Raw genomic sequence first — 25,795 nt, 5'->3', positions numbered from 1 at the left:
ATCCTCCTTGCATTGGTCCCGCCCAGCCTATCCAGGTCCGGCCGGGCGGCCCTACCTCGGCACCGCCGGTGATGGGGCCGACTCCTGCCGAACGTACGCTTACCGCCATGCGAAAACGGCTGATCCCCGGCAGTACCGGACGCGTGAGGCCGATGAGTCTCATCGGCGATCCGGTGTTGCACACGCCCTGCGAGAGTGTCACCGACTTCGGTCCTGAGCTGAAGGGGCTCGTCGAGGACATGTTCGCCACGATGTACGCGGCCCGCGGAGTGGGACTTGCGGCGAATCAGGTGGGGCTCGGACTGCGGGTGTTCGTGTATGACTGCCCCGACGATGACGATGTACGCCATCTCGGACATGTCGTCAATCCGACGCTCGTGACGGTGGACGGCATGACATTTCGAGGGCCTGAGGGCTGTCTGTCGCTACCAGGGCTCGAAGCGGGCACCGAGCGCCACGACCTCGCCGTGGTGGAGGGGGTGACCTGGGACGGTGCCCCCGTACGCGTGGAGGGCACGGGCTTCTTCGCCCGCTGCCTCCAGCACGAGTGCGACCATCTGGAGGGCGTGGTGTACGCGGACCGGGTCACGGGGTGGCGTCGGAGACGGTTGTTGCGTTCGGTGCGTCGGGCGCCGTGGGCCCCGGCGACACTGCCACCGCAGCCGCCTTTGTCGTAGTGACCTAAGACTCAGGTCACTAGGGGCCTTTGGCCCAGCCACCCCGAGACGACCCGGTGCGCGTCCCGATGCCGGTGGCTGGGGCGTTGCCGTGCCCAAAACCCAAGGATGCGTTCGACTCAGAACCCCGGGCCGCCCGCGCGGTCGGCCACCGCGGCGAGCCTGCCCCACAACAGGTCCGCGAGGCAGCGGACCAATTCCGCCCGGGAGCAGGGGCGTTCGCCGAGCCACCAGTCACCGGCCGCGTGCATCATCCCGACGATGCCGTGCCCCCACACCCGGGCCAGCCGCTCGCCGTCCGGCCCGAGTTCGACCCGCTCGTGGATGACCTCCGCCAGTTCCTCGCCCATCCTCCGCAGCAGGGGCACCGAGTGGCGGCCCACGTCGAAGCCGCCCTCGGGAATCTGGGTGTCCTCCGCAGGATGCATCAGAAAGCGGTAGACCTGGGGTCGCATCTCGATCGCGGCCAGATAGGTGTCCAGCGTTGCTTCGACCCGCTCCCGTCGCTCGGCTGGCGCGTCGAGGGCCGCTCGCAGCGAGCCGAGCAGGGCGTCGGTGTGACGCTTGGCCAGTGCCCGGTAGAGGCCGCCCTTGTCCCCGAAGTGCCGGTACAGGATGGGCTTGGTGATGCCGGCCTCGGCTGCGATCGCGTTCATCGATGCGTGGGGGCCGTCCCGGAGCACCACCCGGTCCGCCGCCTCCAGTAGTTCCCGGCGGCGCTGTTGTGCCGGCCGATCCTGGTCGGAGGACTGCTGTGTGGTCTCCATGCGTGTATCTCCCCGCCCGAGCGATTGCGTGACGCCTGCGAAAGCTAACACCTCGAAGCTCTCCCGGGCGGCCCGGCTCATCGGCGGTTGACACGCTCTACCACCCGGTAACAGACTGCCGTTACCAGAGGTAACATCCGGGTTGGCTGGGAGCGTTGGAGGGGACATGGCCGGGTTCACCTTGGAACTCAATGACGATCAGAAGCAGGTCCGCGACTGGTTGCACGGCTTCGCGTCCCAGGTGATGCGTCCCGCAGCGGCCGAATGGGACGAGCGCGAGGAGACGCCCTGGCCGATCATCCAGGAAGCGGCCAAAGTGGGGATCTACTCCCTCGACTTCTACGCCCAGCAGCACCTTGACCCGACGGGCCTCGGGATACCCCTGGCGATGGAGGAACTCTTCTGGGGCGACGCGGGCATCGCCCTCTCCATCGTCGGTACCGGACTCGCCGCCGTCGGCGTCCTCGCCAATGGGACCGACGAGCAGATCGGCACCTGGATACCCCAGATGTACGGCGACGCTGCCGACGTCAAACTGGCCGCCTTCTGCTCGTCGGAGCCGGACGCCGGATCCGACGTCGCTGCGATGCGCACCCGGGCCGTCTACGACGAGTCCACGGACGAATGGGTCCTCAACGGCACCAAGAGTTGGGCCACCAACGGTGGTATCGCCCATGTGCACGTCGTCGTCGCGGGGGTCGACCCCGCGCTCGGCTCCAAGGGCCATGCCTCGTTCATCGTCCCGCCCGGTAGCCAAGGGCTGACCCAGGGGCAGAAGTTCCACAAACACGGCATCCGCGCCTCCCACACCGCCGAAGTGGTCCTCGACGACGTACGTGTCCCCGGTGAGTGCCTCCTCGGCGGCAAGGAGAAGCTGGACGAGCGCCTCGCGCGAGCACGCGAACGGGCGGTCACGAACGACGAGCGCGTCAAGAACGCGGCGATGGCCACCTTCGAGGCATCGCGGCCAGCGGTGGGGGCCATGGCCGTAGGCACCGCCAGGGCTGCCTACGAAGTCGCCCTCGACTACGCCAAAACCCGTCACCAGTTCGGCCGCCCCATCATCGACAACCAGGGCATCGCCTTCCAACTCGCCGACATGCGCACCAGGATCGACGCGGCCCGGCTCCTGGTGTGGCGTGCGTCCTGGATGGCCGCGACCGGCCGGCCGTTCACCTCGGCCGAAGGGTCGATGTCCAAGCTGTACGCGAGCGAGACGGCCCAACACGTCACCGCCCGGTCCATCCAGATCCTCGGCGGCAACGGCTTCACCCGTGAGTACCCGGTGGAACGCATGCACCGGGACGCCGCCATCTACACGATCTTCGAGGGGACCAGCGAGATCCAACGGCTGGTCATCGCCCGAACACTGGCCGGGGTACCGATCCGCTGAGCTGCGGCGCGCGTCAACCAGGCGGCCCATCAAACCCGTTGGAGGAAAGCGATACCCTGCCCGTCCGATTGGCGGGAGCGGCGACACGGGCGAGGGGGCTGTGGCCGGTGGGGCGGCACGTCCTGCCACCGCCCCACCGGACGTTGCTCCCAGCTGCCGCCCGCCCGTCATCGCGGGCCGCTCCCGGCGCTCGGCCGTCCTCAGCCGTCGACCATCAGGACTTGAGGAGACCTTCGATGGCGGCAACCACCTCAGGGGCCTCCGGCTCGGTCCTCGGCCGGATGCGGGCCACCACCTCACCATCCCCGTTGAGCAGGAACTTCTCGAAGTTCCACTGGACGTCCCCGGCCGCGCCGTCCGCGTCAGCCGCCTTCGTCAACTCCGTGTACAGCGGGTGCCGCCCAGCACCGTTGACGTCGACCTTCTCCAACATCGGGAAGCTGACGCCGTACGTCGTCGAGCAGAAGGTCTGGATCTCCTCCGCACTGCCAGGCTCCTGGCCGGCGAACTGGTTGCACGGTACGCCGACCACCGTGAAGCCCTGATCGGCGTAACTCTTCTGAAGACGTTCCAACCCGGCGTACTGAGGTGTGAGACCACACTTCGACGCCACGTTCACCACCAGGACCGCCTGGCCCCGGTAGGCGCCGAGCGAGGTCGACTCACCGGCGAGCGTGTTCACAGGAATGTCATGCACCGTTGTCATCGTTGATCTCCTTTGCTGGCGGCTCAGCCGCCCCATGTGCGGAACAGGCCCTCCTGCACCACGGACACCAGCAGCCTGCCTTCCCGATCGTAGATCCGTCCACGCGCCAACCCCCGGCCGCCCGTGGAGATCGGGGACTCCTGGTCATAGAGGAACCACTCATCGGCGCGGAACGGACGGTGAAACCACATCGCATGATCCAGCGATGCCATGTCGAAGCCCCGCTGACCCCAGAGCGGCTCCACCGGAATGCGGACCGCATCCAGCAGGGTCATATCGCTCGCGTACGTCAGCGCGCAGGTGTGGACCAGCGGATCGTCCCCCAACGGGCCCACCGCCCGCATCCACACGGCGCTCCTGGGGTCCGTGCGCTTCTCCTCGATCTCCTCCGGGGTCCAGCGCAGCCGCTCCACATAGCGGATGTCGAACGGCTGACGTCGTGCCATCCGCTCCAGCGCCTCCGGCAGCTCACCCAGATGGGCGCGGATCTCATCGGGCAGGGTCGGCAGGGTCTCGGGGTCGGGGAACTCCAGCCGCGGCGGCAGCTGGTGCTCGATGCCGCCCTCCTCCGGCCGGTGGAAGGACGCGGTCAGGTTGAAGATCGTCCGCCCCTCCTGCACCGCGGTGACCCGGCGCGTGGTGAACGACCGACCGTCCCGTACCCGTTCCACCTGGTAGACGATGGGCACACCCGGCCGCCCCGGCCGCAGAAAGTAGGCGTGCAGCGAGTGCACCGGACGCTCGCCGTCCGTGGTGCGCCCCGCGGCGACCAGCGCCTGCCCGGCCACCTGTCCGCCGAAGACCCGTTGCAGAGACTCGTTCGGACTCAGCCCGCGGAAGATGTTCACCTCGATCCGCTCCAGATCGAGCAGATCCACCAGGCGCTCGGCCGCATTGGTCATCGGGGGCTCTCCTTCGTCAGGTGCCGTCGGGACGGGTCAGAGCTGACCCACCGAGGTGACCCGGACGATCGCCCGGCCCTCCTCGTCGGAGGCCGCCAGATCGACCTCCGCACTGATGCCCCAGTCATGATCGCCGTTCGGGTCGGCGAAGATCTGCCGGACGCGCCACAGCCCGTGCTGTTCGTCCTCCTCGATCAGGAGCAGCTTGGGCCCACGGGCGTCGGGGCCGGTGCCGAGGTCCTCGTACTCGTCCCAGTACGCGTCCATCGCCTGGCCCCAGGCGTCCTCGCCCCAGCCCGATTCGGCGTCCAACTCGCCGAGTTCGGCGACCTTGTCGAGGGCCGCGAGCTCCACCCGGCGGAACATCGCATTGCGCACCAGCACGCGGAAGGCACGGGCGTTCGCGGTGACGGGACGGACCTGATCGGCCTTCTCCTGGGCTTCCTCGGCGGTCTCCACCTCGGGGTTGGCCAACTGCTCCCACTCGTCGAGCAGACTGGAGTCCACCTGGCGCACCATCTCGCCGAGCCAAGCCGTCAGGTCCTCCAGGTCCTCGGACTTGAGGTCGTCCGGGATGGTGTGCTCCAGGGCCTTGAAGGCGCCCGCGAGATAGCGCAGCACGATGCCCTCAGTGCGGGCCAGTTCATAGAACGAGGTGAACTCGGTGAACGACAGCGCCCGCTCGTACATGTCCCGGATGACGGACTTCGGGGACACCGGGTGGTCACCCACCCAGGGGTGACTCTTGCGGTAGACGTCGTACGCGTGCCAGAGCAGCTCTTCCAGCGGCTTGGGGTAGGTCACCTCCTGGAGCCGTTCCATGCGCTCCTCGTACTCCACGCCGTCGGCCTTCATCAGCGCGACCGCCTCGCCGCGCGCCTTGTTCTGCTGCGCGGCCAGGATCTGGCGCGGATCGTCCAGGGTGGACTCCACCACGGAGACCATGTCCAACGCGTACGAGGGCGACTCGGGGTCCAGAAGTTCGAAGGCGGCGAGCGCGAACGTGGAGAGCGGTTGGTTCAGCGCGAAGTTCTGCTGGAGGTCGACCGTCAGCCGAACGATCCGCCCCTGCTCGTCCGGCTCGTCGAGCCGCTCGACCACTCCGCCATCCAGTAGCGAGCGGTAGATCGCGATGGCCCGCCGGATGTGGCGCAGCTGGTTGCGGCGCGGCTCGTGGTTGTCCTCAAGGAGCCGGCGCATCGCTTCGAAGGCGTTGCCGGGGCGGGCGATCACGGACAGGAGCATGGTGTGAGTGACCCGGAAGCGTGAGGTCAGCGGCTCCGGATCGGAATCGATGAGCTTCTCGAAGGTGGTGTCGGACCAGGCGACGAAGCCGTCGGGGGCCTTCTTCCGGACGACCTTGCGGCGCTTCTTGGGGTCGTCGCCCGCCTTGGAGAGCGCCTTCTCGTTCTCGATGACGTGCTCGGGCGCCTGCGCGACGACGAATCCCGCCGTATCGAATCCCGCCCGGCCGGCGCGGCCGGCGATCTGGTGGAACTCGCGCGCCCGCAGGGTGCGGACCCGGGTGCCGTCGTACTTCGTGAGCGCGGTGAACAGCACCGTGCGAATGGGCACGTTGACCCCGACGCCCAGCGTGTCCGTGCCACAGATCACCTTCAGCAGCCCCGCCTGGGCGAGCTTCTCCACCAGTCGTCGGTACTTGGGGAGCATGCCGGCGTGATGGACACCGATGCCGTGCCGTACATAGCGCGAGAGGTTGCGACCGAACTTCGTGGTGAAGCGGAAACTGCCGATCAAGTCGGCGATCTGTTCCTTCTCCTCCCGCGAACACATGTTGATGCTCATCAGGGACTGCGCCCGCTCCACGGCCGCCGCCTGGGTGAAGTGGACGATGTAGACGGGTGCCTGACGGGTTTCCAGCAGCTCCGTCAAGGTCTCGGTGATCGGCGTGCGCCGGTACTCGTACGACAGCGGAACCGGTCGGCTGGCCGAGCGCACGACCGCGGTGGGGCGGCCGGTACGGCGGGTGAGGTCCTGTTCGAAGCGGGAGACGTCACCGAGGGTGGCCGACATCAGGATGAACTGTGCCTGGGGCAGTTCCAGCAGGGGGATCTGCCAGGCCCAGCCGCGGTCCGGTTCGGCATAGAAGTGGAACTCGTCCATCACGACCTGGCCGATGTCGGCGTCCTTGCCGTCGCGCAGGGCGATCGAGGCCAGCACCTCGGCGGTGCAGCAGATCACCGGTGCGTCCGCGTTCACGGATGCGTCGCCCGTGAGCATGCCCACGTTCTCGGTGCCGAAGATCTTGCACAGGTCGAAGAACTTCTCCGACACCAGGGCCTTGATCGGCGCCGTGTAGAAGGTGACCTCGTCCTTCGCCAGGGCGGTGAAGTGCGCTCCGGCCGCCACCAGGCTCTTTCCGGAGCCCGTGGGGGTGGAGAGGATCACGTTCGCCCCGGACACCACCTCGATCAGCGCTTCCTCCTGCGCCGGGTAGAGCGTGATGCCCCGGTCTTCGGCCCACGAGGAGAAGGTCTCGAAGAGGGCATCGGGGTCGGCATCCGGCGGCAGCTGATCGATAAGGGTCACGCCCCCATCTTGCCTGTCTTCCGCCCCGATGAGGGAACCGGCCGGTGGACGGAAGATCACGAACGATACGCTGACCAGTCAACTGGGCTTGACCAGCAGGAGCGATGGCCGCTGCGGCGGTGGGAACGGCGCGCGAGCGGCGGGGGCGGGGAAAAGATCATGATGGGGCCTGCGCACTCACTGTCGGGAGCCGCGGCGTGGCTGGGGGTGGGCGCGGCGACCGCCGCAGCGGGACATCCGATGCCCTGGCCCGTGCTCGTCGTCGGCGCCCTGATCTGCGCGGGAGCGGCACTCGCTCCCGATCTGGACCACAAGGCGGCGACGATATCCCGGGCCTTCGGACCGATATCCCGCGGTCTGTGCGAGATCGTCGACAAACTCTCGTTCGCCGTCTACCAGGCGACGAAGAAGCCGGGTGACAAGCGCAGGACCGGCGGTCACCGCACCCTGACCCACACCTGGCTCTGGGCGGTGATGATCGGTGGCGGCGCCTCCGCGCTGGCGGTCACCGGTGGCCGCTGGGCCGTTCTGGGACTGCTTTTCGTCCATCTGGTGCTGGCGGTCGAGGGCCTGCTGTGGCGCGCGGCCCGGGTCTCCAGCGATGTCCTGGTGTGGTTGCTCGGGGCCACGAGCGCATGGATCCTGGCGGGGCTGCTGGACAAGCCGGGCAACGGCGCGGACTGGTTGTTCAGCGCCCCCGGGCAGGAGTACCTCTGGCTCGGGCTGCCCATCGTGCTCGGTGCCCTCGTCCATTGCATCGGCGATGCGCTGACCGTCTCCGGTTGCCCCATCCTGTGGCCGATCCCGCTGGGCCGGAAGCGCTGGTATCCGATCGGGCCGCCGAAGGCGATGCGGTTCCGGGCGGGCAGCTGGGTGGAGCTGAAGGTGTTGATGCCGGCGTTCATGCTGCTCGGGGGAGTGGGCGGGGCAGCGGCGCTCAATGTGATCTGACGCCGACCGGGGGCGCTCGGGAACGACTGCGGCTGTGTCCGTCGCCCGCTGGGGTGATCCTGTGGCCCGTCGGCCCTGAGTTTGACCCCGCCCGTAAGCGTGGAGGGACCGCCCGGTGTCCGAGCGGCCCCCCATGATCACTTCTGCGCCCAGCGGCGTCGGTGGTCAGCCGTGCCAGGACCGCCAGAGCGCGGCGTACGCACCATCGGCCGCCACCAGTTCGTCATGGCTGCCCAACTCGCTGATCCTGCCCTCCTCCACCACCGCGATCACATCCGCGTCATGGGCGGTGTGGAGCCGGTGCGCGATCGCGACGACCGTACGGCCCTCCAGCACACGGGAGAGCGAACGCTCCAGGTCACGGGCGGCCCGCGGGTCCAGCAGCGAGGTCGCCTCGTCCAGGACGAGGGTGTGCGGATCTGCCAACACCAATCGGGCCAGCGCTATCTGCTGCGCCTGCGCCGGAGTCAGCGCCAGACCACCGGAGCCGACCACGGTGTCGAGCCGCTCCTCCAGCGTGCTCGCCCAGCCGTCCGCGTCGACCGCGGAGAGCGCCGCCCACAGTTCTGACTCGTCCGCGTCGGACCGGGCGAGCAAAAGATTGTCCCGGAGCGAGCCCACGAAGACGTGGTGCTCCTGATTGACCAGGGCCACGTGCTCGCGCACCCGCTCGGCGGTCATCTGGGACAGCTCCGCGTCACCGAGCGAGACACTGCCCTTGCGCGGGGCGTAGATGCCCGCGAGCAGCCGCCCCAGGGTCGACTTGCCCGCGCCCGAGGGACCCACCAGGGCGAGCCGCGTACCCGGGGTGACCGAGAGGGACACCTCGCGCAGGACGTCCACCCCCTCGCGATAGCCGAAGTGCACCCCGTGTGCCTCTACGGCGCGCCCATCGGGTCGAACCGCCCCGTCACCCGCGTCCGGTTCGATCTCCCGCACCCCGACCAACCTGGCCAGGGAGACCTGGGCCACCTGGAGCTCGTCGTACCAGCGCAGTACCAGCGAGACCGGGTCGACCAACATCTGTGCCAGGAGTGCGCCCGTCGTCAGCTGGCCGATGGTGAGCCAGCCCTGGAGGGCCAGGCTGCCGCCGATCAGCAGGACGGACACCAGGACCGTGGTGTGGGTCAGGGTGATCACCGGGAAGAGCACCGAGCGCAGATGGAGCGTATGGCGCTCCCACGCCGTCCACTCCTTGATCCGCTGGTCGGAGAGGGCGACCCGACGGGCGCCGAGGCGGTGCGCCTCCACCGTGCGACCCGCCTGGACGGTCTCGGTGAGCGCGGCGGTGACCGCGCCGTACCCGGCGGCTTCGGAGCGGTAGGCGGCGGGTGCCCGACGGAAGTACCAGCGGCAGGTGACGATCAGCAGGGGTGCCGCCACCACCACGGCGAGGGCCAGCGGAGGTGAGGTCACGGCGAGGCCGCCGATCAGCACCGCCGCCCACACCGCGCCGATGGCGAGTTGCGGAACGGCCTCCCGCATGGCGTTGGAGAGCCGGTCGATGTCGGTGGTGATGCGGGAGAGCAGATCACCGGTACCGGCGCGCTCCAGCACTCCCGGAGGCAGGCGCACGGACCGTACGAGGAAGTCCTCGCGCAGATCGGCGAGCATCTCCTCCCCGAGCATCGCGCCGCGCAGTTGCATCATCCGGACGAAGACGGCCTGGATCACCAGCGCGATCGCGAACAGGGCGATCGTGCGTGTCAACGGGAGCTCCCGCACCCCGTCGGTCAGCTTCTGCACGGCGGAGCCCAGCAGATAGGGGCCCACCATGGAGGCGATCACGGCGAGGGTGTTGAAGAGGACCAGGGCGCCGAAGGCCCGCCGGTGCCTCCGCAGCATGCGCCGGCCGTACGCCCGTACCGTCGTACGGCCGGCGACCGGGAGGGTGGCTGCCGACTCTGGTGCTGCCGGGTCGAACTCCGGCGGCACCGGCCGGAAGAGCCTTGCTCCGGTCGTATCGGTCGTATCGGTCATCTGGATTCCTCGTTCCCCCCGTAGGCGCGGTGCTGCGGCGACGGACCGGTGTCGAGCGGCCCGCGGATCTTGCCGGTGCGCTTCATCGCTGCCCCGGTGAAGCCGTCGGTGCCCATCGCGGCCAGTCGTTGTTCGATCTCGTCCTGTGTCTCCCGGGTGACCACGGCTCGATAGCGCGGTTCGCTGCGCAGGAGTTCACGGTGGGTGCCGCACGCCACCGCCTGCCCCTCGTCCACCAGGACCACTCGGTCGGCGAGGTCGAGCAGGAGTGGTGACGAGGCGAAGACCACGGTGGTGCGCCCGGCGCGCACGCGTTTGATGCCGGCCGCGACCCGGGACTCGGTGTGGGAGTCGACGGCTGACGTGGGCTCGTCCAGGACGAGCACCTCGGGGTCGGCCACCAGGGACCGCGCGAGCGCGAGCCGTTGGCGCTGCCCCCCGGAGAGGGATCTGCCGCGTTCGGTGATGCGTGCCTCCATGGGGTCCTCACCGGTGTCCCCGCCGGCGAGGGCGAGGGCGGCGAGGGCATCGGCGCAGTGGGCGGCTTCGAGTGCGGCGGCGGCGGAGACCCGGCCGGACGAGGGCACGTCGAGCAGTTCCCGCAGGGTGCCGGACAGCAGTACCGGCTCCTTGTCCTGGACCAGGACGTTCGCCCGGGCGCGAAGGAGGGGCATCCCGTCCAGGGCCGCTCCACCGAGCAGCACGGAATCGTTGGTGTCATCGGTGGCCGGATGCCCGCCGAGCCGTTCGGCGAGCCTTCCGGCGAGGTCGGGGTCGCCGCAGACGACGGCGGTCAAAAGGCCCTCCGCGGCGAGGATCCCGCTGACGGGATCGTGGAGGTCGCCGCCGAGGGGGCGTTCCGACGGGTCGGATTCGACGGGGGCGGCCGATGCCGGTGCGGCGTCGGCGGTGCGGCGCAGTGCCAACACCCGCGCCGCCCTCTCGGCCGAGGGCTTGGAGTAGGAGTAGGCCATGGCCATCTCCGCGAAGTTGCGCAGTGGATGGGCGGTGAGCAGAACGGCGCTGTAGACGGTGATCAGTTCACCGACCGCGATGTGTCCGTCCAGGGCCAATTGCGCCCCGTACACGACGATCGTCAACAGGAGGGCGCCGGGGAGGAGGACTTGGATCGCCGAGATCAGGGCCCACATGCTGGCGCTGCGGACCGAGGCGCCGCGCACGTCTTGGGAGGCCCTGCGGTAGCGGCTGAGGAAGAGGTCTTCGCCGCCGATGCCGCGCAGCACCCGCAGCCCGGCGACGGTGTCCGCCGCCAACTCCGTTGCGTAGCCGGCCTTTTCGCGTTGGTGGTCCGCCCGACGGGTGGCTATGGGCAGCAGGGGCAGTACGGCCAGTGCCAGCACGGGCAGGCCGATCGCCACGATGATGCCGAGGGAGGGTTGGTAGAGGGTCAGTCCGGTGCCGATGGTGAGGAGGGCGATGGCCGCCGCGGCGAATCGTGAGAGCGCTTCGACGAACCAACCGATCTTCTCCGCGTCCGCGGTCGAGATCGCCACCACTTCACCGGCCGGAACACGGCGGGTGAGCAGGGAGCCGAGCTCCGCCGTGCTGCGGGAGAGCAACTGTTGGATGCGGGCGGCGGCCGTGGTCCAGTTGGTGATGGTCGCCCGGTGGACCATGGTGTCACCGAGCGCGATGATCACGCCCAGCAGGAGGAGCAGTCCGCTGGCGTACGCCAGTCGTCTCCCAGAGCCGTCCACCACGGCCTGGACGGCGAGGCCCACGCCCAACGGCAGTGCGGCCACGCCCAGTTGGTTGACCAACGCCCAGCCGAGGCCGGCGAGTTGGCCGCGCCACTGGCGACGGCCGAGCCAGATCAACAAGCGGGTTCCGGACCGGACGTCTGGGTCACCTGGGTCAAGATACGGAAGGTCGCGAATTTGCATGACGTCCCAGCACAAGTCGAGGTTGGTGCACGCGGCAAGGCTCGCCGTACTGACGCCTAATAGGCAAACTCGTTCATTAACTGACAGGACAGAACACGCCAGAACCCGGTGCGCGGAAGCACCGGGTCCATTCGACGACTGGGCCGATACGTAGGCGATCTCCCCCTGCCTACGGAGTGTGTTGACCCATCGAATCAGCTCGAAGGTTTGACCGAATCCACACCGGTGCGAGGCTTCTTCCACTCCCCGCGCGTGAAGTCGGGAATAGGCAGTGGTGTGCCCTTGGCCCGGATCGAGGTGTGACTGAGCGGTACGGGAGCCGTCCAGGTGGCCGCGTCGTACACGTCGAAGTCGGGCACCAGACCCAGCTGCATGCACTGCATCAGACGAAAGATCATGATGTAGTCCATGCCGCCGTGGCCGCCGGGCGGGTTGGAGTGCTCCTTCCACAGCCAGTGGTCCCAGTCGGCGTACCGTGCGAAGCTGCCCCACTGGTGGTTGGTGTGATCGGGCTCGACGTAGATGCGCGCGGGATAGTCCTCGAAGACGCCCTTGGTGCCGCCGAGGCTGTTGATGCGGCTGTAGGGGTGCGGGGTGGAGACGTCGTGCTCCAACCGGATGACCCGCCCCCGAGCCGTGCGGAGCATGCTGATCGTCCGATCGCTGCTGATGTACGACTCCTTCCAACTCGGGTCATCCGCAGGCATGTTCGCCTCGCGGTACTCCGCGAGGCCCAGCGCGGGGGTCCCGAAACTGGAGATGCTCACCACCCGGTCGCCGCGGTTGACGTCCAGGTAGTTGGCCACCGGGCCGAAGCCGTGGTTGGGGTAGAGGTCACCGCGCAACCGGGTGTGCCACTGCCGCCGCCAGGGGCCCTCGTAGTAGTCCGGGTCGAACATCAACTGGCGCAGGTCGTGGTTGTAGGCGCCCGCGGCGTGGAGCAACTCGCCGAACTTGCCCGCGTGCGCCATGCGCAGCACCCGCATCTCGTTCCTGCCGTAGCAGCAGTTCTCCAGCTGCATGCAGTGCCGTCGGGTGCGCTCGGACAGATCGACGAGCTCCCACAACTCGTCGAGGCGCATGGCGACGGGGCACTCCACACCGACGTGCTTGCCGTTCGACAGCGCCGACTTCGCCATCTCGAAGTGGGCCTCCCAAGGGGTCGCCACATAGACGAGGTCGAGATCGCCGCGGCGGCACAGGTTCTCGTAGTCCTCCTCGCCGTGGGAGTAGACGGCCGGGGCCGGCTGGCCGGCCGCCAGCACCTTGGCCGCGGCCCGTTCCGTCTTGGCCCGCACCGGGTCGCACAAGGCGCGCACCTGGACGCCGGGCAGGGCGAGGAAGAGGTCGATCATGCTGCTACCGCGGTTGCCGAGACCGATGATCCCCACGCGGACCGTACTGCGGCGCTCGAACGGTACGCCCACCATGGTGCGGCCCGCCCGGGCGGGTGTCTTCTCGGCCGTGCCTGCCGCCCCGGCGCCGTCGGTCGCAGCAGCAGCGGCCGTCCCGGTTCCCAGGGCGCCGAAGGCGAGTCCCGCGCCGGCGACTCCCGCCGAGGTCCGCAGCACGGAGCGACGGCTCGGCGGGCCGTCGGTGCCGCCCGCGGTGGTGTCGGGCAGCTCGCCCGGGGTTTCGAGGTGGTTCCCCTCGGCGGGGAAGGATGCTGCGTCGTTCATCGAGCCTCCACGAGAGCTGATGGTGCGCTGCCGGTCATCTCGACCTCGTGAAGGACCCTGGCCGCTGGGACGCACGGTGCGCAAGAGCCCCGTTTGGACTCTTGCGCACCAACCCATGGACTCTTATGCCGCCCCATGACGGCACGTCATTCGTGGCTAGCCGACGGGAGCGGCCACCGGCTCGCGCGGCTCGGACTCATCGCTGGCCACGGGGGATTCGCTCTTCGAGCGGTGCGGGAAGACAGCCTGGTGGAGCTTGCGCAACGGCGCCGGCGCCCACCACGCGGCAGCACCGAGCAGTGCCATCAGCGACGGCACCAACAGCGCCCGGACCAGCGTTGCGTCCAGCAGTACGGCGAACGCGGCACCGAGCCCCAACTCCTGGATGAAAACCAGTCGGGACAGCGCCAGCGCACCCACGGGCACGCAGAACAACACGGCGGCAGAGGTCACGATGGACCCGGTCCGTGACAGTCCGTACGCCACCGCGGCCCGATCGTCCATGCCCTGCGCCCGGGCCTCCTTGATCCGACTCAGCAGGAAGACGTTGTAGTCCGTCGACAGACCGAACGCGAGGGCGAAGACCAACAGCGGAGTGGTGGCCTCCAGACCATTCTGCGGCGAGAAGCCGAGGTTGCCGTCCTGGAACACCCAGACCAGGAATCCGAAGGCGGCACCGGTCGACAGCAGGTTCATCACCAGCGCCATCAGCGGCAACACCACGGCACCGGAGAACGCGAACAGCAACAGCAGGGTGACTCCCGCCAGGATGGCGGCGGCGAGCGGCAGACTGTCACCGATCGTCGAACGCTGCGCCAGGAAGTCGGCGGTGACACCGGTGTAGGCCGCCGAGTAGGGCGCCTTCAGGTCCTGTACGGCGTCGACGGACTCCTGTGCCGTGTCGTCCAGCGGGTTGCCCGCCACCACGGCGTCGATCTCCCAGTGCCGTTCGTCCAGCTTGAAGGGCGCTGCCACGGCCTCAACGCCGGGCACGTCCTTGATCCGTGCGACGTAGTCGTTCAGCCGGGAGTTGTCGGGCGCCAAGTCACCGGTGGCCAGCACGATCTGGAGGGGTGCGGTACCCGCGTCGTCGTACTCCTTCTCCAGGACCGCGGCGACCTGACCGGCGCTGGTCTCCTTCGGCAGGAGGGCGGGGTCCACACCGGTGAAGCGCACCCCGGCGAGCGGGGAGGCGATGAGCAGCAGGATCGCGGTGGCCACCACGGCGAAGATGCCGGGGCGCCGCATCACCGCCGAGGCCATCCGGTGCCAACGGCCCTCGGTCGCGGCAGCCGTGCCGGCGGAGCGCTGCCAGCGGCGCGGTGCCAACGAGTTGATGCGGTGACCGAGCACGGCAAGCAGCGCCGGCAGTCCCACCAGCGCGAACAGCGCGGCGGACAGTACGGTGATCACACCGGCCAGGCCCATCGAACGCAGATAGGGATGGGGGAACGCGGTCAGCGCGGCCAGGGCCGCGGCCACGGTCAGCGCACTGAACAACACCGTCCGGCCGGCGGTGGCGACCGTCTGCCGCAGCGCCTCACCCCGATCCTTGTCGGCGGCCAACTCATCGCGGAACCGCGAGACGATCAGCAGCCCGAAGTCGATCGACAGGCCGAGCCCCAGGGCGAACGACAGACTCATCGCGCCGGCGGAGACGTTCATGAAGTCGGTGGTCAGCCGCAGTCCCGCCATGGTCAGCAGCAGCGAGACAAAGCCGCCCAGCAGCGGTACGAACGCTGCCACCAGCCCACGGAAGACCAGGAAGAGCACCACCAGGATGATGGGTGCCGCGATCAGCTCCGCATTGGACACATCCTCGTCGGACACCTTCGCCACCTGCACATGCCCGGGGGTGGAACCACCCAGCCAGGTGCGGTCCTTCAGCACGGGATCGTCCTTGATGGCCTCCTGGATGGCCTTCTCGGCGTCCACGCTCTCCTGGTACTCCATCGTGCGCACGGCGCCGACGACCACCGTGCTGCGCCCGTCCTTGGAGATCAGCCCGGTGCCTGCGGCGGACGAGTAGTCGATGACGTCCTTGACCTCGGAGCGGGAGCGCAGCAGCTCGACCGCGGCCTTCACGGTCGCCGGCGGGGCGACACCGGGCTTCAAGGACTCGTCGGTGCGCACCAGCAGCAGATAGCCCTGCTGCGGGTCGACGCCGGTGGCCTTCGCGATCGTCTCGCGCGCCACGACATTGCCGCCACCCGGGTCGTCGTAGTCGGACAGACCGTTGGAGAGCTTCTCGGAGACGCTGCCGCCATAGGCGGTGGCCAGCACGGTGACCAGGAGCGCCAGTAAGAGTACGGCGACCCTTCGGCGGTGGAGGGCCGAGCCCAGAGCGGAGAACATGGCTTCCTTCCTTCCATCGGACCGACCACCGGGGCCGGCACGGAGGAGGGGGTGGGGACGAAAGGGGCGCGCGGACGGCTCGTAGGGAACTCGCTACCGAAGGGCGGAGCGCATACGGCCCGCGCAGCGTCCATCGTCCGGCAAGCCGCTGGAGTTCCACTGAAGCGGCCAGGGAGAGGCTGGGGGTTGGTTCTAAGGGATCGCTGTAGCGAAGCGTTCCGGGGGCGGCGCAGGCATCGGTGCGCAGGTAGCGTCCCTGGGGAAGGGCGTTCCCGGTGCCGTCTCCCGATCGGATGCAGCGAACGTGACCGGGGGCAACCACCGGCCGGCACCACGATCCCGCCGAGCCGTCGCTCGGACCTGCGCACAGCCACCTGCACTGCCAACGGCCCAGCCGCCTACACCGTCAACCGCTCGGGGCACCTGCACTGCCAACCGCCCTAGACACCTGCACGGGCGCCCGCACCGTCAATCGCACAGACGTCTACTCGGACACCTGCACCGATGTCCGCATCGCACTCGCTCGTACCACCCGCTCGTACCACCCGCTCCGGAAAGGGCTCCCATGCGTCGCATCTCGTCCGCCGTCCACATTGCCGCCACCCCCGACCAGGTGTGGGGCGTGCTCACCGACTTCGCGCGTTTTCCCGAGTGGAACCCCTTCCTGATCGCGGCGGAGGGACGGCCGGTGCCCGGTGCCCGACTCACCCTGCGGCTTCGACTGCCCGACAACGGACGGGAGATGACGTTCACCCCGACCGTGCTGGAGAGCCGGCCCGGGCGGCTGCTGCGCTGGCGCGGCAGGCTCGGTGTGCCGGGTGTCTTCGACGGCGTCCACACCTTTGAGCTGAGTGCTCAGCACCAAGGCACCCAGGTCCTCCAGAGCGAGGTCTTCAGCGGATTCCTGGTCCCCTTGTCCGGGTCGATCATCAATCCGTCGGAGCGTGGCTTCACCGCACTGACGGACGCACTGAAGGCCCGCGTCGAGTCGATCCACGCACCCGTCAGCCCCGGCGAGTGACCCGGCACCCCGGCCGTTCGTCCGCAAGGAGAGCTTTAGCCCCCCGATCGACGATCGGCCGACCATGACTCCCGCTGGAGAGGCAGCAATACGATGACAGCAGCGCTGACGGCACAGGTGTGCGTGGTCGGAGGAGGGCCGGCCGGGCTCACGCTCGCCATGGAGCTGGCCAAACGCTCCGTGTCCGTGGTGGTACTGGAGCAGAGCGGGCACTTCAACCGGTCGTTCCGCGGCGAGTCGGTCTCACCCGACTCGGTATGGCTGCTCGACCAGTTGGGGCTGCTCGACCGGCTCGACGGCGAGTACGCCCAGATGCACCACATGGAGATCATCGACTCCGGTCACACCGTGATGCGGACCAACTTCTCCGACTACCACTACCCCCACCCCTACCCGGTGGAGCTCCCCCAGCCCGCGCTGCTGTCCGCGCTCGCCGCCGCAGGCCGGGAGCACGAGGGGTTCACCCTGTTGCAGTCGGCCACGGTCGTGGGGCTGCTGCGCGAGAACGGCGAGAACGGCGCCGTGACCGGTGTGCGCGCCCGTACCCCCCGAGGTGAGATCACCGTCAACGCCGCGCTGACGGTGGCTGCCGACGGCCGGTTCAGCAAGGTCCGCGAGATGTCCGGCCTCCCTTACGAAAAGCTCCCGTTGGACCGGGACGTCATCTGGATGCGGCTGCCCTTCCCCGCCGAATGGGACAGCAACACGTATCGCATCCGCATCCGCGGCGGCGAGCACGGACTGTTCATCCCCACGCATCCCGACAGCGTGCGCGTCGGCCTCAACATCCCCAAGGGCGGCCTGCGCGACCTGCGCGCGCAGGGCCTCTCGGCACTCCACGAGCGACTCGACCGGCTCGCCCCCGAACTGTCGGACACCGTCCGCAGCCAGGTGCGCAGTTGGTCGGAGACCTCCATGCTCGACATCTTCACCACCGTGGTGCCCCGCTGGTCGATGCCCGGTCTGGTTCTGATGGGCGACGCCGCGCACACGCTCACCCCGATCCTGGGACAGGGTGTCAACCACGCCATCATCGACGCCGTCACCCTGGCGCCCCTGGTGGAGGGCGCCTTCGCCGCCGGCGGATCCACGGCCGAGCTGACGACGGCCGCTGCGGAGTTCCAGCGCGTCCGGGAGGAGGCGGTGCGCCGCTCCCGCGGGCTCCAGCTGCGCCAGGAGAAGCTGTTCGCGCTCGACGGCAGGTTCGGGGGCGCGCTGCGCCGGGCGCTCTACCGTGTCGTCGACGGCAACCGGGCGCTCCAGCACCGGGTACTGGCCAGGGCCTACTTCCAGGTCCAGCAGCCCGGCCCCATCGTCGCCCGCAAGGTCTCCCAACGCCCGAGCCCCCGCGTCTGACGTCCTCCGTACGACACACCACTGCCCGGGTCCCCGCCGAAGGGACCCGGGCAGCGGCGTTCAACAGCTCCACGTCACCAGGTGACCGGCATGGCGCTCAGCGCGTGGACCATCATTCCGCTGGTCATCTTCAGATTGCTCACGTCGTCCGCGAGCGCCAGGTTCGGGAACCTCTTGATCAGCGAGGAGATCGCGATCTGGAGCTCGGCCCGCGCGAGGGCCGCGCCGAGGCAGAAGTGGGCGCCGTGGCCGAAGGCGAGATGGGAGCTGGCTGTGGGTCGGGACGGGTCGAAGTCCCCGGGCGTGGCGCCGAAGCGGTCCGGGTCCTGGTTCGCCGAGCAGACCGCGGCGATCACACCACTGCCTGCGGGAATGGTGGTGTCCGCTATCTCCACGTCCTCCAGGGTGATGCGGAACGGCCCGCCGTCACCGATGGGGTTGAGCCGCAGCAACTCCTCCACGACATGGTCGATCGTCTCCGGGTTCGCCCGCAGCGCTGCCAGGTACTCCGGGTGGCGCAGCAGGGTCAGAACACAGGTGCCGATCATGCTGACGGTGGTCTCGTGGCCCGCCACCAGCAGGGTGATCCCCATGGTGATCAGCTCGATCTCGCTGAGCCGCTCGCCGTCCTCGTCGTGGACCGACACCAGCGCGCCCATCAGATCGTCCGAGGGCTCCTCACGCTTGCGCTGCACCAGCTCGCCGAGGTACTGCACCATCGACATCCGCTGTTCCATCACCTCTTCGGCCGTGTGCGAGGTGAGCGAGACGAATGCGTCGGACCAGCCACGGAAGCGGTCCCGGTCCTCGAAGGGAACGCCCAGCAGCTCGCAGATGACCATCACCGGCAGCGGGAAGGCGAAGGCCGGATTGAGATCGACGGGCGGGGCGAGCTTCTCCATCTGGTCCAGCAGCTCGTCCGTCATCTCCTGGATGCGCGGACGCAGGTTGTGCACCCGGCGCGCGGTGAACTCGCGCGACACCAGCTTGCGCAGTCGGGTGTGCTCGGGCGGGTCCATGGTGAACAGGCTGCCGCCCATGGGCGGGGCGGCCGTCAGCCGCGGAGCGCCCTCGGCGAGCATCGCCGCCCGGCTGAACCGTAGATCCGACAGGACGGTACGCACGTCGTCGTACCGGCTGACCACATAGCCGTCATCGCCGCTGGGCAACCGGACCTTGGCCACCGGGCACTCGCCGCGCAGCTTCTGGTAGACGGGCGGTACCTCGACCGCGGAGGGGCGCGGGAAGGGGTACTGGAGCTCGGTTTCGGTCTCGGTCGGGGACTCGACCGGGGCCGAGGTCGGCGAGGCGGTGTCCATCGTGTGGCCTCCACGGGATTCGGTAGACGAACGGGGACTGCGCCCCTGTCAGGCGAGCGTCCCAGCGGTGGCTTGTGCCCGGATTAAGAGCGACTGGACCGCGCTGGCCACGGCCCCCGCCCTCCACCCCTCTGCGTCGTCCCCACCGTCTGCGCCCATGCGAACAGGCCCGCACCCGAAAGGGGTGCGGGCCTGATTCCGCTGCCGCGTCGCGGCCTCGGACATGAGCCGGCGCTCGTGTGCTGCCGGGTGTGCCCGTCAGCGCACCCAGCCGTCGGCGGTGCGCTGGCCGAAGCCCATCGCCCGGGCGATGGCGATGTTGGTCAGCCACGACATGCCGAACGTGAAGGGCGCCGCGATGTCCTCGGGCGCATCGCCGAGGAACGAGAAGACGACCATGATGCCGAACGGGATCAACGGCTGGTGCAGCAGGTTGTACAACGGCACTGCCCTGCCCGGGAGTTGGCCCGGCTGGTGCTCCTGCCCCAACCCGGCGAGGCGCGACAGATCGGGGAGCACCGCGCCCAGTGCGGCGGCCGGAATCACCCAGCCGGTGTGCTTCACCACCTCGAAGACGTCCCAGATCAGGAGCAGCCCTCCCAGGACTCCCCAGGCGACCCGTACCGAGCCGGACGTCGAACTTCTTCTTGCACCGGTTCGGTCGGTCATCATCACCATGCGTTTCTCCTCAGCTTCGAGGCATTCGGCCAGGGCGGCGGTCCTGGCGCCGGAACAACGGCGGTCAAACTCAGGAGTATCCGCCAGTGCACTGAAGCGCCGCTGGAGCCGCAGGCGGCAGCGGCGATTCCCGCCCTCACGCCAGTGCGCCGGACGGCTCCCACTGGGGTACGTCCACGATCTCCAGCACCGCACAGGTGCAGCTGAACCCCGAACCGCCACCGACGAACAGCACCCGATCGCCCACGCGCAACTCGCCCCGCTCCACAAGGTCGTTGAAGCCTGCGATCTGGTCACCCGCGCCCAGATGTCCCGCCCGGCGCGCGAACTCCCAGGTGGACAGCTCCACCGGGAAGCCGAGCAGTTGGGGGAGCTGCCATTCGAGCCGGGCGCGTCCACTGGCCAGGGTCACCACGCGGTCGATGTCCGCGCGGCCGACGCCGGCGTCGGCCAGGGCCGTGTCCACGACCCTGTTGACGACCGCCGCGACCTTCTCGGTCGCCTCCCGCACACTGCCCCGGGTCCGGACGTAGTGACCGACGCGGCCCAGCAGGTCCAGCGGACCGCCTGACGGCAGCGGCTTCAGCGCAGGTCCGCGCACCACCGCCTCCAGTGAATTGTCCGAACCGCTCGCCGTGGACAGCAGCCGGGCGAATCCGCCGCGTGCGGACAGGAGCAGAGCCGTGCCCGCGTCCCCGTACACGAAGCCCGGCTCACTGCTCCACCGCTGGACCAGGGGGGCGCCGAAGCGGTCGGCGGTGGTGACCATCGCCGCACCCTCGCCGGGTCGGGCGCTGACCTGCCGGGCCGCCACCTCCAGGGCGCCCACACCGCCGTTGCACTCCTGCTCCAGCCCGAAGGCCGTCACCGATGTGCCCAGCGCGTGCCCCGCCACATAGGAGGCGGCGGGCCACATCTCCACGCCCTGGAACCAGATGCTGCTGTGGATCAGCAACTCCACGTCCGACGCATCCAGCCCCGAGCGCTTCAGCGCGGTCGTCGCGGCGTGCACGGCCATGTCCGGGGGAGCCATCGACTCGTCGGCGACCGAAACGGACAGGATCTCGTCCTGCGCGTGCTGTTCCGCGTCGTACCTACCCGACTCCACGGCGGACCGGGCGAGTTCGGGCTCGCCCAACCACACTCCGGTCCCCGCGACGAATACGCCTTCCCAACGCATGAGGTCCTACCTTCTTGGTTGTGGGTCTGAGCCGGTCATCCGGGTCAGGCAGCCGGGCCGACGGCCTGCTCGCGCAGGGTGGAAACCACGCGCCAGAGCGAGGCGGGCGTGGCGAAGGTGGCCGCGACCAACTCGCTGTCGGGGATGGAGATGCTGTACGCGGACTCCACCCGGACCAGCACCTCCACCATGGCCATGGAATCCAGACCGGCCGCCTTGAGGCTGCTGTCGGGCAGCAGCGGACCCTTCGCGGCGAGCCGGGGAAGCACGTCGTGCAGGACGGACTCGTACTCCTCGTCCCAGCCGTGGGCCGTGGACGTGGTGGTGTCGGTCGCCGTGGGGACGGAGGTGTCGGGCATGGCGGGGGAATCCTTCGACTGGAGGTCGGCGAGCGGAGCGACGGTGTGGCGTTGCAGGGCCAGACGGGTCGCGGAGACGGCCTTGCCGCCGTCCACCAGGACCTCGGCGGGCGCCGGATGACCCAGGAAACCCAGCAGGCTCGCCGACAGCCCGTAGGCGCCGACGTGCGGGAAGACCAGCCGGTCGCCCGGGCGCACCCCCGGCAGTTCCGCGACGCGCGCCAGAATGTCGGCCGGGGTGCACAGCGGGCCGGCCAGGGTCACGGTCGTCGGGCCCTCGTCCGCGCGGTCCTCGGGCACGGGAGCGAGGGGCTGCGCCGAGAGCGGCAGCAGCCGTCCGAGGCCGGAGAGCCCGCCCAGATGGTTGATTCCCGAGTCGAGCACCGCGTAGTCGCTGCCCTTGCTGTGCTTCACATCGGTGACCGTGGTCACCAGCCGACCGCTGTCCCCGACGAGATAGCGCCCCGACTCGAAGGCGATCACGGGATCACCGTCGCGCCAGCCCGGCAGGTGTTCGTCGAGGACCGCGGTCAGCGAGGTCCGCAGACCGCGGTAGACGGGACGCTCGCCCGGAGTGGCGTAGGGCGCCGCGAACCCACCGCCGAGGTCGAGCAGTTGGAGCGGGATGCCGAGTTCGTCGCGGAGCCGGGCCGCCGTGCGCACGCTGTTCGCCAGCTCGGCGTGCAGCCCCTCCTCGTCGCGGGCGTTGGTGAGCGGGAAGAAGTGCATGCCCACGATCCGGGTGCCTTCGGCGAGCAGCCGGGCCCGCTCCCTGGCCAGCCCGTCCAGGTCGAACCCGAACTGCGAGGGCCCGCCCGTCATCCTCAGTCCGCCCTGCCCGGGGGCGCCCGCTGCGTTGATGCGCAGCACACAGTCGGCGACCACCCCGTGCGCCGCAGCCGCGGCGCCGATCCGCTCCAGATCACCGAACGACTCGGTGGAGAAGGTGCGCATCCCCGCCGCGATCGCCTCGTCCAGCTCCGCCGGCACCTTGCCGGGACCGGAGTACATCAGCTCGGCGGCTGGATGTCCCGCCTCCAGCGCGGCGGCGAGCTCCCCGCGCGAGGTGACCTCGGCGCGCGCCCCGCCCCGGCGCAGCTCGGCGACGAGGCCGGGGTGCGGATTGGCCTTGAGCGAGTAGTAGATGCGGCTCGGCTGCGGCAGGGCGGTCCGCAGGTCCTCCAAAGCGGAGCGCAGCCGCGCCAGGTCGTAGATGTACAACGGGCTGCCGTACTGCTCGACCAGCCCTTCGACGAGGTCCCTGTCAGTCGCCATGGATGCCCTCCACGAGCCGCCTGCGCAGCTCCTTGCGGTCGATCTTGCCGTTGGGGGTGAGGGGGAGTGCGGTCAGCACATGGCAGACGTCGGGCACCTTCGCGGCTTCGAGACGGTCCCCGAGCCGCAGCAGTACCTGCTCGTCGGTCAGCCGGTCGTCCTCGCCGACGACGAAGAGGACCATGTCCCGATCGTCCTCGGGGACCAACAGTGCGGCTTCCCGCACACCCTCGATGTCGAGCGTGGCGGCCTCGATCTCCACCGAACTCATGCGCGCGCCGCGCCGCTTGAACAGATCGTCCCTGCGGCCCTGGAAGTAGACGTGACCGTCCTCGTCCAGCCAGCCGTAGTCGCCCGTGTGCAGGGTGACCCCGGTCTCGTCGGAATGCCGGAAGCGCAGCGCGGTCTGCTCGGGGGCCTGCCAGTAGCCCGCCATCACATGGGGGCCGCGCACCACGAGTTCACCGATCTCGTGGGGCGGCAGCCGTCGGCCGTCCTCGTCGAGTACCAGGACCTCGGTGCCGGGCAGCGCGGGTCCCACGGACCCGGGCCGGGCCAGATCGCCGTCCGGTTCCAGGATGGTGATCCGCTTGCACTCGGTGGTGCCGTACATGGGGGCGACCGCCGCACCGGGGAACGCCTCCCTCAGCGCAGCGATCAGCGGCGCGTTGAGTGCGGCGCCGGTGTTGGTGAACAGCCGTATCCGGGTCGGCTGCCGATCGCGGGAGGTCAACCGCACCAGCAGTTCGCCCAGCGACGGTACGAGGGGCACCACCGTGGCGCCGTGGTCGCGGGCGAACCCGAGCAGCCGGGCGTGGTCGGACGGGCCCGAAAGGAGCAGCTCGGCGCCGGCCAGCGCGCTCAACAGGATCTGGTACAGGCCGTAGTCGAAGGAGAGCGGTACGGCGGTGAGCACGGTGTCGTCCGCGCGGTAGCCCAGCCGGGCCGCGACCGCCCGGGCGGCGAACGCCACCGGGCCGTGCGGGCAGGCCACCGCCTTGGGCGCCGACGTGCTGCCCGAGGTGTAGATCAACAGGGAGAGCCGATCCGCCGGCACCTTGACCTGGGTGCGCGCTGCGGGGTCGGCCGCACCGGACAGATCCACCTCGCCCAGCACGGCGACCGGCACCTGCGCCGGCCACTCCAGTCCATCGGCGCCGGATCGTTCCCCCTCCTCCACCACGATCAGCGAAGGACGGGAGTCGGCGAGCACCGCCGCGAGGTGGTACGCCTTCATCCCCGGGTTGATCGGGACCAGGACGGCTCCTCGACGCCAGGTGCCGTACAGCAGTGCCGTGAACTCACGTACGCTCCCGACCCGGGCGAGCACCCGGTCGCCCGGCTCGATGCCGTAACCCTCAAGGACGCGGCTGAAGGAGTCCGCCGCGGCGTCGAGTTCGGCATAGGTCCACACTCCATAGCGGTCACGCACGGCGGGGGAGTCGGGATGGGCGCCGACGGCGGCCGTCAGGAACACCTCGGCGGCGTTCTCGACGAGGGGCGCGGTGTCGGTGCCCACGGCGTTGTCGATCAGCGCCGTCGCGGGGAACACCTCCGGTGCCGGGGCGGTCATGACTGAGGCTCCTGGGCGAGGGCTGCGGGCACGGCCCACGCGGGCTGGCTGGTGATCTCCAGGACGGCACAGCTCGCGGTGCCCGGGCCGGCGGAGAGCATCAGCACCCGGTCACCAGGGTTCAGCTCGCCCCGCTCGGCGAGGTCGTTGAGCGCGGCGAACTGGTCACCTGCGCCCAGGTGTCCGGTACGCCGGCCGAACTCCCAGGTCGTGCGTTCCGCCGGCACGCCCAGCAGCTGTTCCGCCTGCCACTGCATCTTGCTGCGGCCCCCGGTGGGGATGACGGCCCAGGCGAGGTCTTCACGGCGGGTGTCGGCATCAGTCAGGGCGTCGTCGACCGCGCCCATGACCATCGCGATCAACCGCTCGGACGCCTCCCGGATGTTGCCCTGGGCCCGCAGGTAGTGGGCGAACCTGGCCGCGTGGTCGTAGGGCTCGTCGGTGGGCAGGGGGCTGAGCCCCGCACCCCGGGCGAGCGCCTCCATCCGGTTGTCCGCGCGGGTCGCGGTCGACAACACCCGAGCGAACCCGCTGCGGTTGGAGAGCACCAGCGCGGTACCGCCGTCGCCGTAGACCAGTCCGGCCTCCGCGCTCCAGCGGTGGATCAGCGGCTCGGCGAAGCGGTCGGCGGTGGTGAGTACCGCGGCGGCCTCCTCGGGCTCCGTGCTCAGATGGCGGGCTGCGAGCTCCAGCGAACTGATCGCGGCGTTGCACTCCTGCTTCACCTCGAAGGCCGGTACGCCGCGGTGGACGGCGTGGTCGGCGACGTAGGACGCCACCGGCCACATGGTCTGGCCCTGGAACCACACATAGTTGTGCAGCAGGAGCCGCACGGTCTCCGCGTCGATCTGCGACCGCTTGAGTGCGGTGGTGGCGGCCTGCACCGCCATGTCGGGCGGCGCGATGTCGTCGCCGGCGATCCGGACCGTCAGCAGACCGTCCGCCTCGAACTGCTCGGGGTCGTACTCGCCCGCCTCCACGGCGGCGCGGGCGGGGAACGGTTCGGGGAGCCAGGCACCCGTTCCCGCCACATAAACGCTTTCCCAGCGCATGGTTCTCCCATCGTCAGGGGGCTCTCTCGCGACCGGGTCTTCACCGGCGCCTCCGCGGTACATGCGGTGCGCGGTCACGGCCCGGGTCCGCCCTCGCGGGGATCGTCCGCTTTCGCGC

At 69.6% G+C, this 25,795-nt stretch carries 19 protein-coding genes; 5 read left to right on the top strand and 14 right to left on the bottom strand.

The annotated features are described in order from the left end of the window. Positions 1 to 107: 107 nt before the first annotated feature. Positions 108 to 677, top strand: a complete 570-nt coding sequence (gene def, locus OID54_RS06325; RefSeq protein ID WP_329015166.1) for a peptide deformylase — start codon at positions 108 to 110, stop codon at positions 675 to 677. Positions 678 to 796: 119 nt separating this feature from the next. On the opposite strand, the gene OID54_RS06320 is transcribed toward def, so the two are convergent. Continuing rightward, positions 797 to 1,444 (bottom strand): TetR family transcriptional regulator, encoded by a 648-nt coding sequence (locus tag OID54_RS06320; protein ID WP_329015163.1) that lies wholly within the window; start codon positions 1,442 to 1,444, stop codon positions 797 to 799. Between the two features lie 166 nt (positions 1,445 to 1,610). Here OID54_RS06320 and OID54_RS06315 point away from each other — a divergent pair, with 166 nt between their 5' ends. After that, on the top strand, positions 1,611 to 2,837 hold the full coding sequence (locus tag OID54_RS06315; protein ID WP_329015161.1) for an acyl-CoA dehydrogenase family protein: 1,227 nt from the start codon (positions 1,611 to 1,613) through the stop codon (positions 2,835 to 2,837). Positions 2,838 to 3,051: 214 nt separating this feature from the next. Here OID54_RS06315 and OID54_RS06310 read toward each other — a convergent pair whose 3' ends face one another. The 3 genes from OID54_RS06310 to OID54_RS06300 are packed head-to-tail and all read right to left on the bottom strand — an operon-like array spanning position 3,052 to position 7,055. Continuing rightward, positions 3,052 to 3,543, bottom strand: a complete 492-nt coding sequence (locus OID54_RS06310; RefSeq protein WP_329015159.1) for a glutathione peroxidase — start codon at positions 3,541 to 3,543, stop codon at positions 3,052 to 3,054. Between the two features lie 23 nt (positions 3,544 to 3,566). Beyond that, positions 3,567 to 4,445, bottom strand: a complete 879-nt coding sequence (locus OID54_RS06305) for an acyl-CoA thioesterase (RefSeq protein ID WP_329015157.1) — start codon at positions 4,443 to 4,445, stop codon at positions 3,567 to 3,569. 36 nt (positions 4,446 to 4,481) lie between these two features. Continuing rightward, the gene (locus OID54_RS06300) at positions 4,482 to 7,055 is read right to left on the bottom strand and encodes a DEAD/DEAH box helicase (protein ID WP_329015155.1); all 2,574 of its coding nucleotides are present in this window, start codon (positions 7,053 to 7,055) and stop codon (positions 4,482 to 4,484) included. 99 nt (positions 7,056 to 7,154) lie between these two features. Between OID54_RS06300 and OID54_RS06295 the strand changes: the two genes are divergently transcribed. Further along, a complete protein-coding gene (locus OID54_RS06295) occupies positions 7,155 to 7,946 on the top strand; it encodes a metal-dependent hydrolase (RefSeq protein WP_329015152.1) in 792 nt (263 codons plus the stop codon). 165 nt (positions 7,947 to 8,111) lie between these two features. On the opposite strand, the gene OID54_RS06290 is transcribed toward OID54_RS06295, so the two are convergent. From OID54_RS06290 to OID54_RS06275, 4 genes are all read right to left on the bottom strand, one after another. After that, complete coding sequence (locus tag OID54_RS06290) at positions 8,112 to 9,926, bottom strand: ABC transporter ATP-binding protein (protein ID WP_329015148.1); 1,815 nt, start codon at positions 9,924 to 9,926, stop codon at positions 8,112 to 8,114. Beyond that, on the bottom strand, positions 9,923 to 11,830 hold the full coding sequence (locus OID54_RS06285; protein ID WP_329015146.1) for an ABC transporter ATP-binding protein: 1,908 nt from the start codon (positions 11,828 to 11,830) through the stop codon (positions 9,923 to 9,925). Before OID54_RS06285 ends, OID54_RS06290 begins: the two co-directional genes overlap by 4 nt. A gap of 194 nt (positions 11,831 to 12,024) precedes the next feature. Beyond that, the gene (locus OID54_RS06280; RefSeq protein WP_329015143.1) at positions 12,025 to 13,509 is read right to left on the bottom strand and encodes a Gfo/Idh/MocA family protein; all 1,485 of its coding nucleotides are present in this window, start codon (positions 13,507 to 13,509) and stop codon (positions 12,025 to 12,027) included. Positions 13,510 to 13,665: 156 nt separating this feature from the next. Beyond that, positions 13,666 to 15,864 (bottom strand): MMPL family transporter, encoded by a 2,199-nt coding sequence (locus OID54_RS06275; RefSeq protein ID WP_329015140.1) that lies wholly within the window; start codon positions 15,862 to 15,864, stop codon positions 13,666 to 13,668. Between the two features lie 565 nt (positions 15,865 to 16,429). On the opposite strand from OID54_RS06275, the gene OID54_RS06270 reads away from it, so the two are divergent. Together OID54_RS06270 and OID54_RS06265 are read left to right on the top strand one after the other, a co-directional pair. After that, complete coding sequence (locus OID54_RS06270; protein WP_329015136.1) at positions 16,430 to 16,885, top strand: SRPBCC domain-containing protein; 456 nt, start codon at positions 16,430 to 16,432, stop codon at positions 16,883 to 16,885. Positions 16,886 to 16,978: 93 nt separating this feature from the next. Beyond that, positions 16,979 to 18,241: an FAD-dependent oxidoreductase gene (locus OID54_RS06265; RefSeq protein WP_329015134.1), complete on the top strand. Its 1,263-nt coding sequence runs from the start codon at positions 16,979 to 16,981 to the stop codon at positions 18,239 to 18,241. A gap of 74 nt (positions 18,242 to 18,315) precedes the next feature. Here OID54_RS06265 and OID54_RS06260 read toward each other — a convergent pair whose 3' ends face one another. From OID54_RS06260 to OID54_RS06235, 6 genes are all read right to left on the bottom strand, one after another. After that, entirely contained in the window at positions 18,316 to 19,560 is a 1,245-nt protein-coding gene (locus OID54_RS06260; RefSeq protein ID WP_329015131.1) for a cytochrome P450, read from the bottom strand. Between the two features lie 258 nt (positions 19,561 to 19,818). Next, complete coding sequence (locus OID54_RS06255) at positions 19,819 to 20,238, bottom strand: hypothetical protein (RefSeq protein ID WP_329015128.1); 420 nt, start codon at positions 20,236 to 20,238, stop codon at positions 19,819 to 19,821. 136 nt (positions 20,239 to 20,374) lie between these two features. After that, entirely contained in the window at positions 20,375 to 21,418 is a 1,044-nt protein-coding gene (locus tag OID54_RS06250; protein ID WP_329015125.1) for a ketoacyl-ACP synthase III family protein, read from the bottom strand. A 44-nt stretch (positions 21,419 to 21,462) separates the two neighbouring features. Then, positions 21,463 to 23,052: a phosphopantetheine-binding protein gene (locus OID54_RS06245; RefSeq protein ID WP_329015122.1), complete on the bottom strand. Its 1,590-nt coding sequence runs from the start codon at positions 23,050 to 23,052 to the stop codon at positions 21,463 to 21,465. Continuing rightward, positions 23,042 to 24,625 carry a class I adenylate-forming enzyme family protein gene (locus tag OID54_RS06240; protein WP_329015119.1) on the bottom strand — a complete coding sequence of 528 codons (1,584 nt, stop codon included), beginning with the start codon at positions 24,623 to 24,625 and terminating at the stop codon, positions 23,042 to 23,044. The genes OID54_RS06245 and OID54_RS06240 overlap by 11 nt, the downstream gene beginning before the upstream one ends. Next, positions 24,622 to 25,677 carry a ketoacyl-ACP synthase III family protein gene (locus OID54_RS06235; RefSeq protein ID WP_329015116.1) on the bottom strand — a complete coding sequence of 352 codons (1,056 nt, stop codon included), beginning with the start codon at positions 25,675 to 25,677 and terminating at the stop codon, positions 24,622 to 24,624. Before OID54_RS06235 ends, OID54_RS06240 begins: the two co-directional genes overlap by 4 nt. Between the last annotated feature and the right edge of the window lie 118 nt (positions 25,678 to 25,795).

The sequence above is a fragment of the Streptomyces sp. NBC_00690 genome (genome assembly GCF_036226685.1).
In the GTDB taxonomy this organism is placed as follows: domain Bacteria; phylum Actinomycetota; class Actinomycetes; order Streptomycetales; family Streptomycetaceae; genus Streptomyces.
The sequence above is the reverse complement of the archived record's forward strand: the minus strand, read 5'-3'. Positions and strand labels throughout refer to the sequence as shown.

Coding starts and splice junctions, on each gene's coding strand:
- def (WP_329015166.1), top strand. CDS start 108: ATGCGAAAACGGCTGATCCCCGGCAGTACCGGACGCGTGAGGCCGATG.
- OID54_RS06320 (WP_329015163.1), bottom strand. CDS start 1,444: ATGGAGACCACACAGCAGTCCTCCGACCAGGATCGGCCGGCACAACAG.
- OID54_RS06315 (WP_329015161.1), top strand. CDS start 1,611: ATGGCCGGGTTCACCTTGGAACTCAATGACGATCAGAAGCAGGTCCGC.
- OID54_RS06310 (WP_329015159.1), bottom strand. CDS start 3,543: ATGACAACGGTGCATGACATTCCTGTGAACACGCTCGCCGGTGAGTCG.
- OID54_RS06305 (WP_329015157.1), bottom strand. CDS start 4,445: ATGACCAATGCGGCCGAGCGCCTGGTGGATCTGCTCGATCTGGAGCGG.
- OID54_RS06295 (WP_329015152.1), top strand. CDS start 7,155: ATGATGGGGCCTGCGCACTCACTGTCGGGAGCCGCGGCGTGGCTGGGG.
- OID54_RS06290 (WP_329015148.1), bottom strand. CDS start 9,926: ATGACCGATACGACCGATACGACCGGAGCAAGGCTCTTCCGGCCGGTG.
- OID54_RS06285 (WP_329015146.1), bottom strand. CDS start 11,830: ATGCAAATTCGCGACCTTCCGTATCTTGACCCAGGTGACCCAGACGTC.
- OID54_RS06280 (WP_329015143.1), bottom strand. CDS start 13,509: ATGAACGACGCAGCATCCTTCCCCGCCGAGGGGAACCACCTCGAAACC.
- OID54_RS06275 (WP_329015140.1), bottom strand. CDS start 15,864: ATGTTCTCCGCTCTGGGCTCGGCCCTCCACCGCCGAAGGGTCGCCGTA.
- OID54_RS06270 (WP_329015136.1), top strand. CDS start 16,430: ATGCGTCGCATCTCGTCCGCCGTCCACATTGCCGCCACCCCCGACCAG.
- OID54_RS06265 (WP_329015134.1), top strand. CDS start 16,979: ATGACAGCAGCGCTGACGGCACAGGTGTGCGTGGTCGGAGGAGGGCCG.
- OID54_RS06260 (WP_329015131.1), bottom strand. CDS start 19,560: ATGGACACCGCCTCGCCGACCTCGGCCCCGGTCGAGTCCCCGACCGAG.
- OID54_RS06255 (WP_329015128.1), bottom strand. CDS start 20,238: ATGGTGATGATGACCGACCGAACCGGTGCAAGAAGAAGTTCGACGTCC.
- OID54_RS06250 (WP_329015125.1), bottom strand. CDS start 21,418: ATGCGTTGGGAAGGCGTATTCGTCGCGGGGACCGGAGTGTGGTTGGGC.
- OID54_RS06245 (WP_329015122.1), bottom strand. CDS start 23,052: ATGGCGACTGACAGGGACCTCGTCGAAGGGCTGGTCGAGCAGTACGGC.
- OID54_RS06240 (WP_329015119.1), bottom strand. CDS start 24,625: ATGACCGCCCCGGCACCGGAGGTGTTCCCCGCGACGGCGCTGATCGAC.
- OID54_RS06235 (WP_329015116.1), bottom strand. CDS start 25,677: ATGCGCTGGGAAAGCGTTTATGTGGCGGGAACGGGTGCCTGGCTCCCC.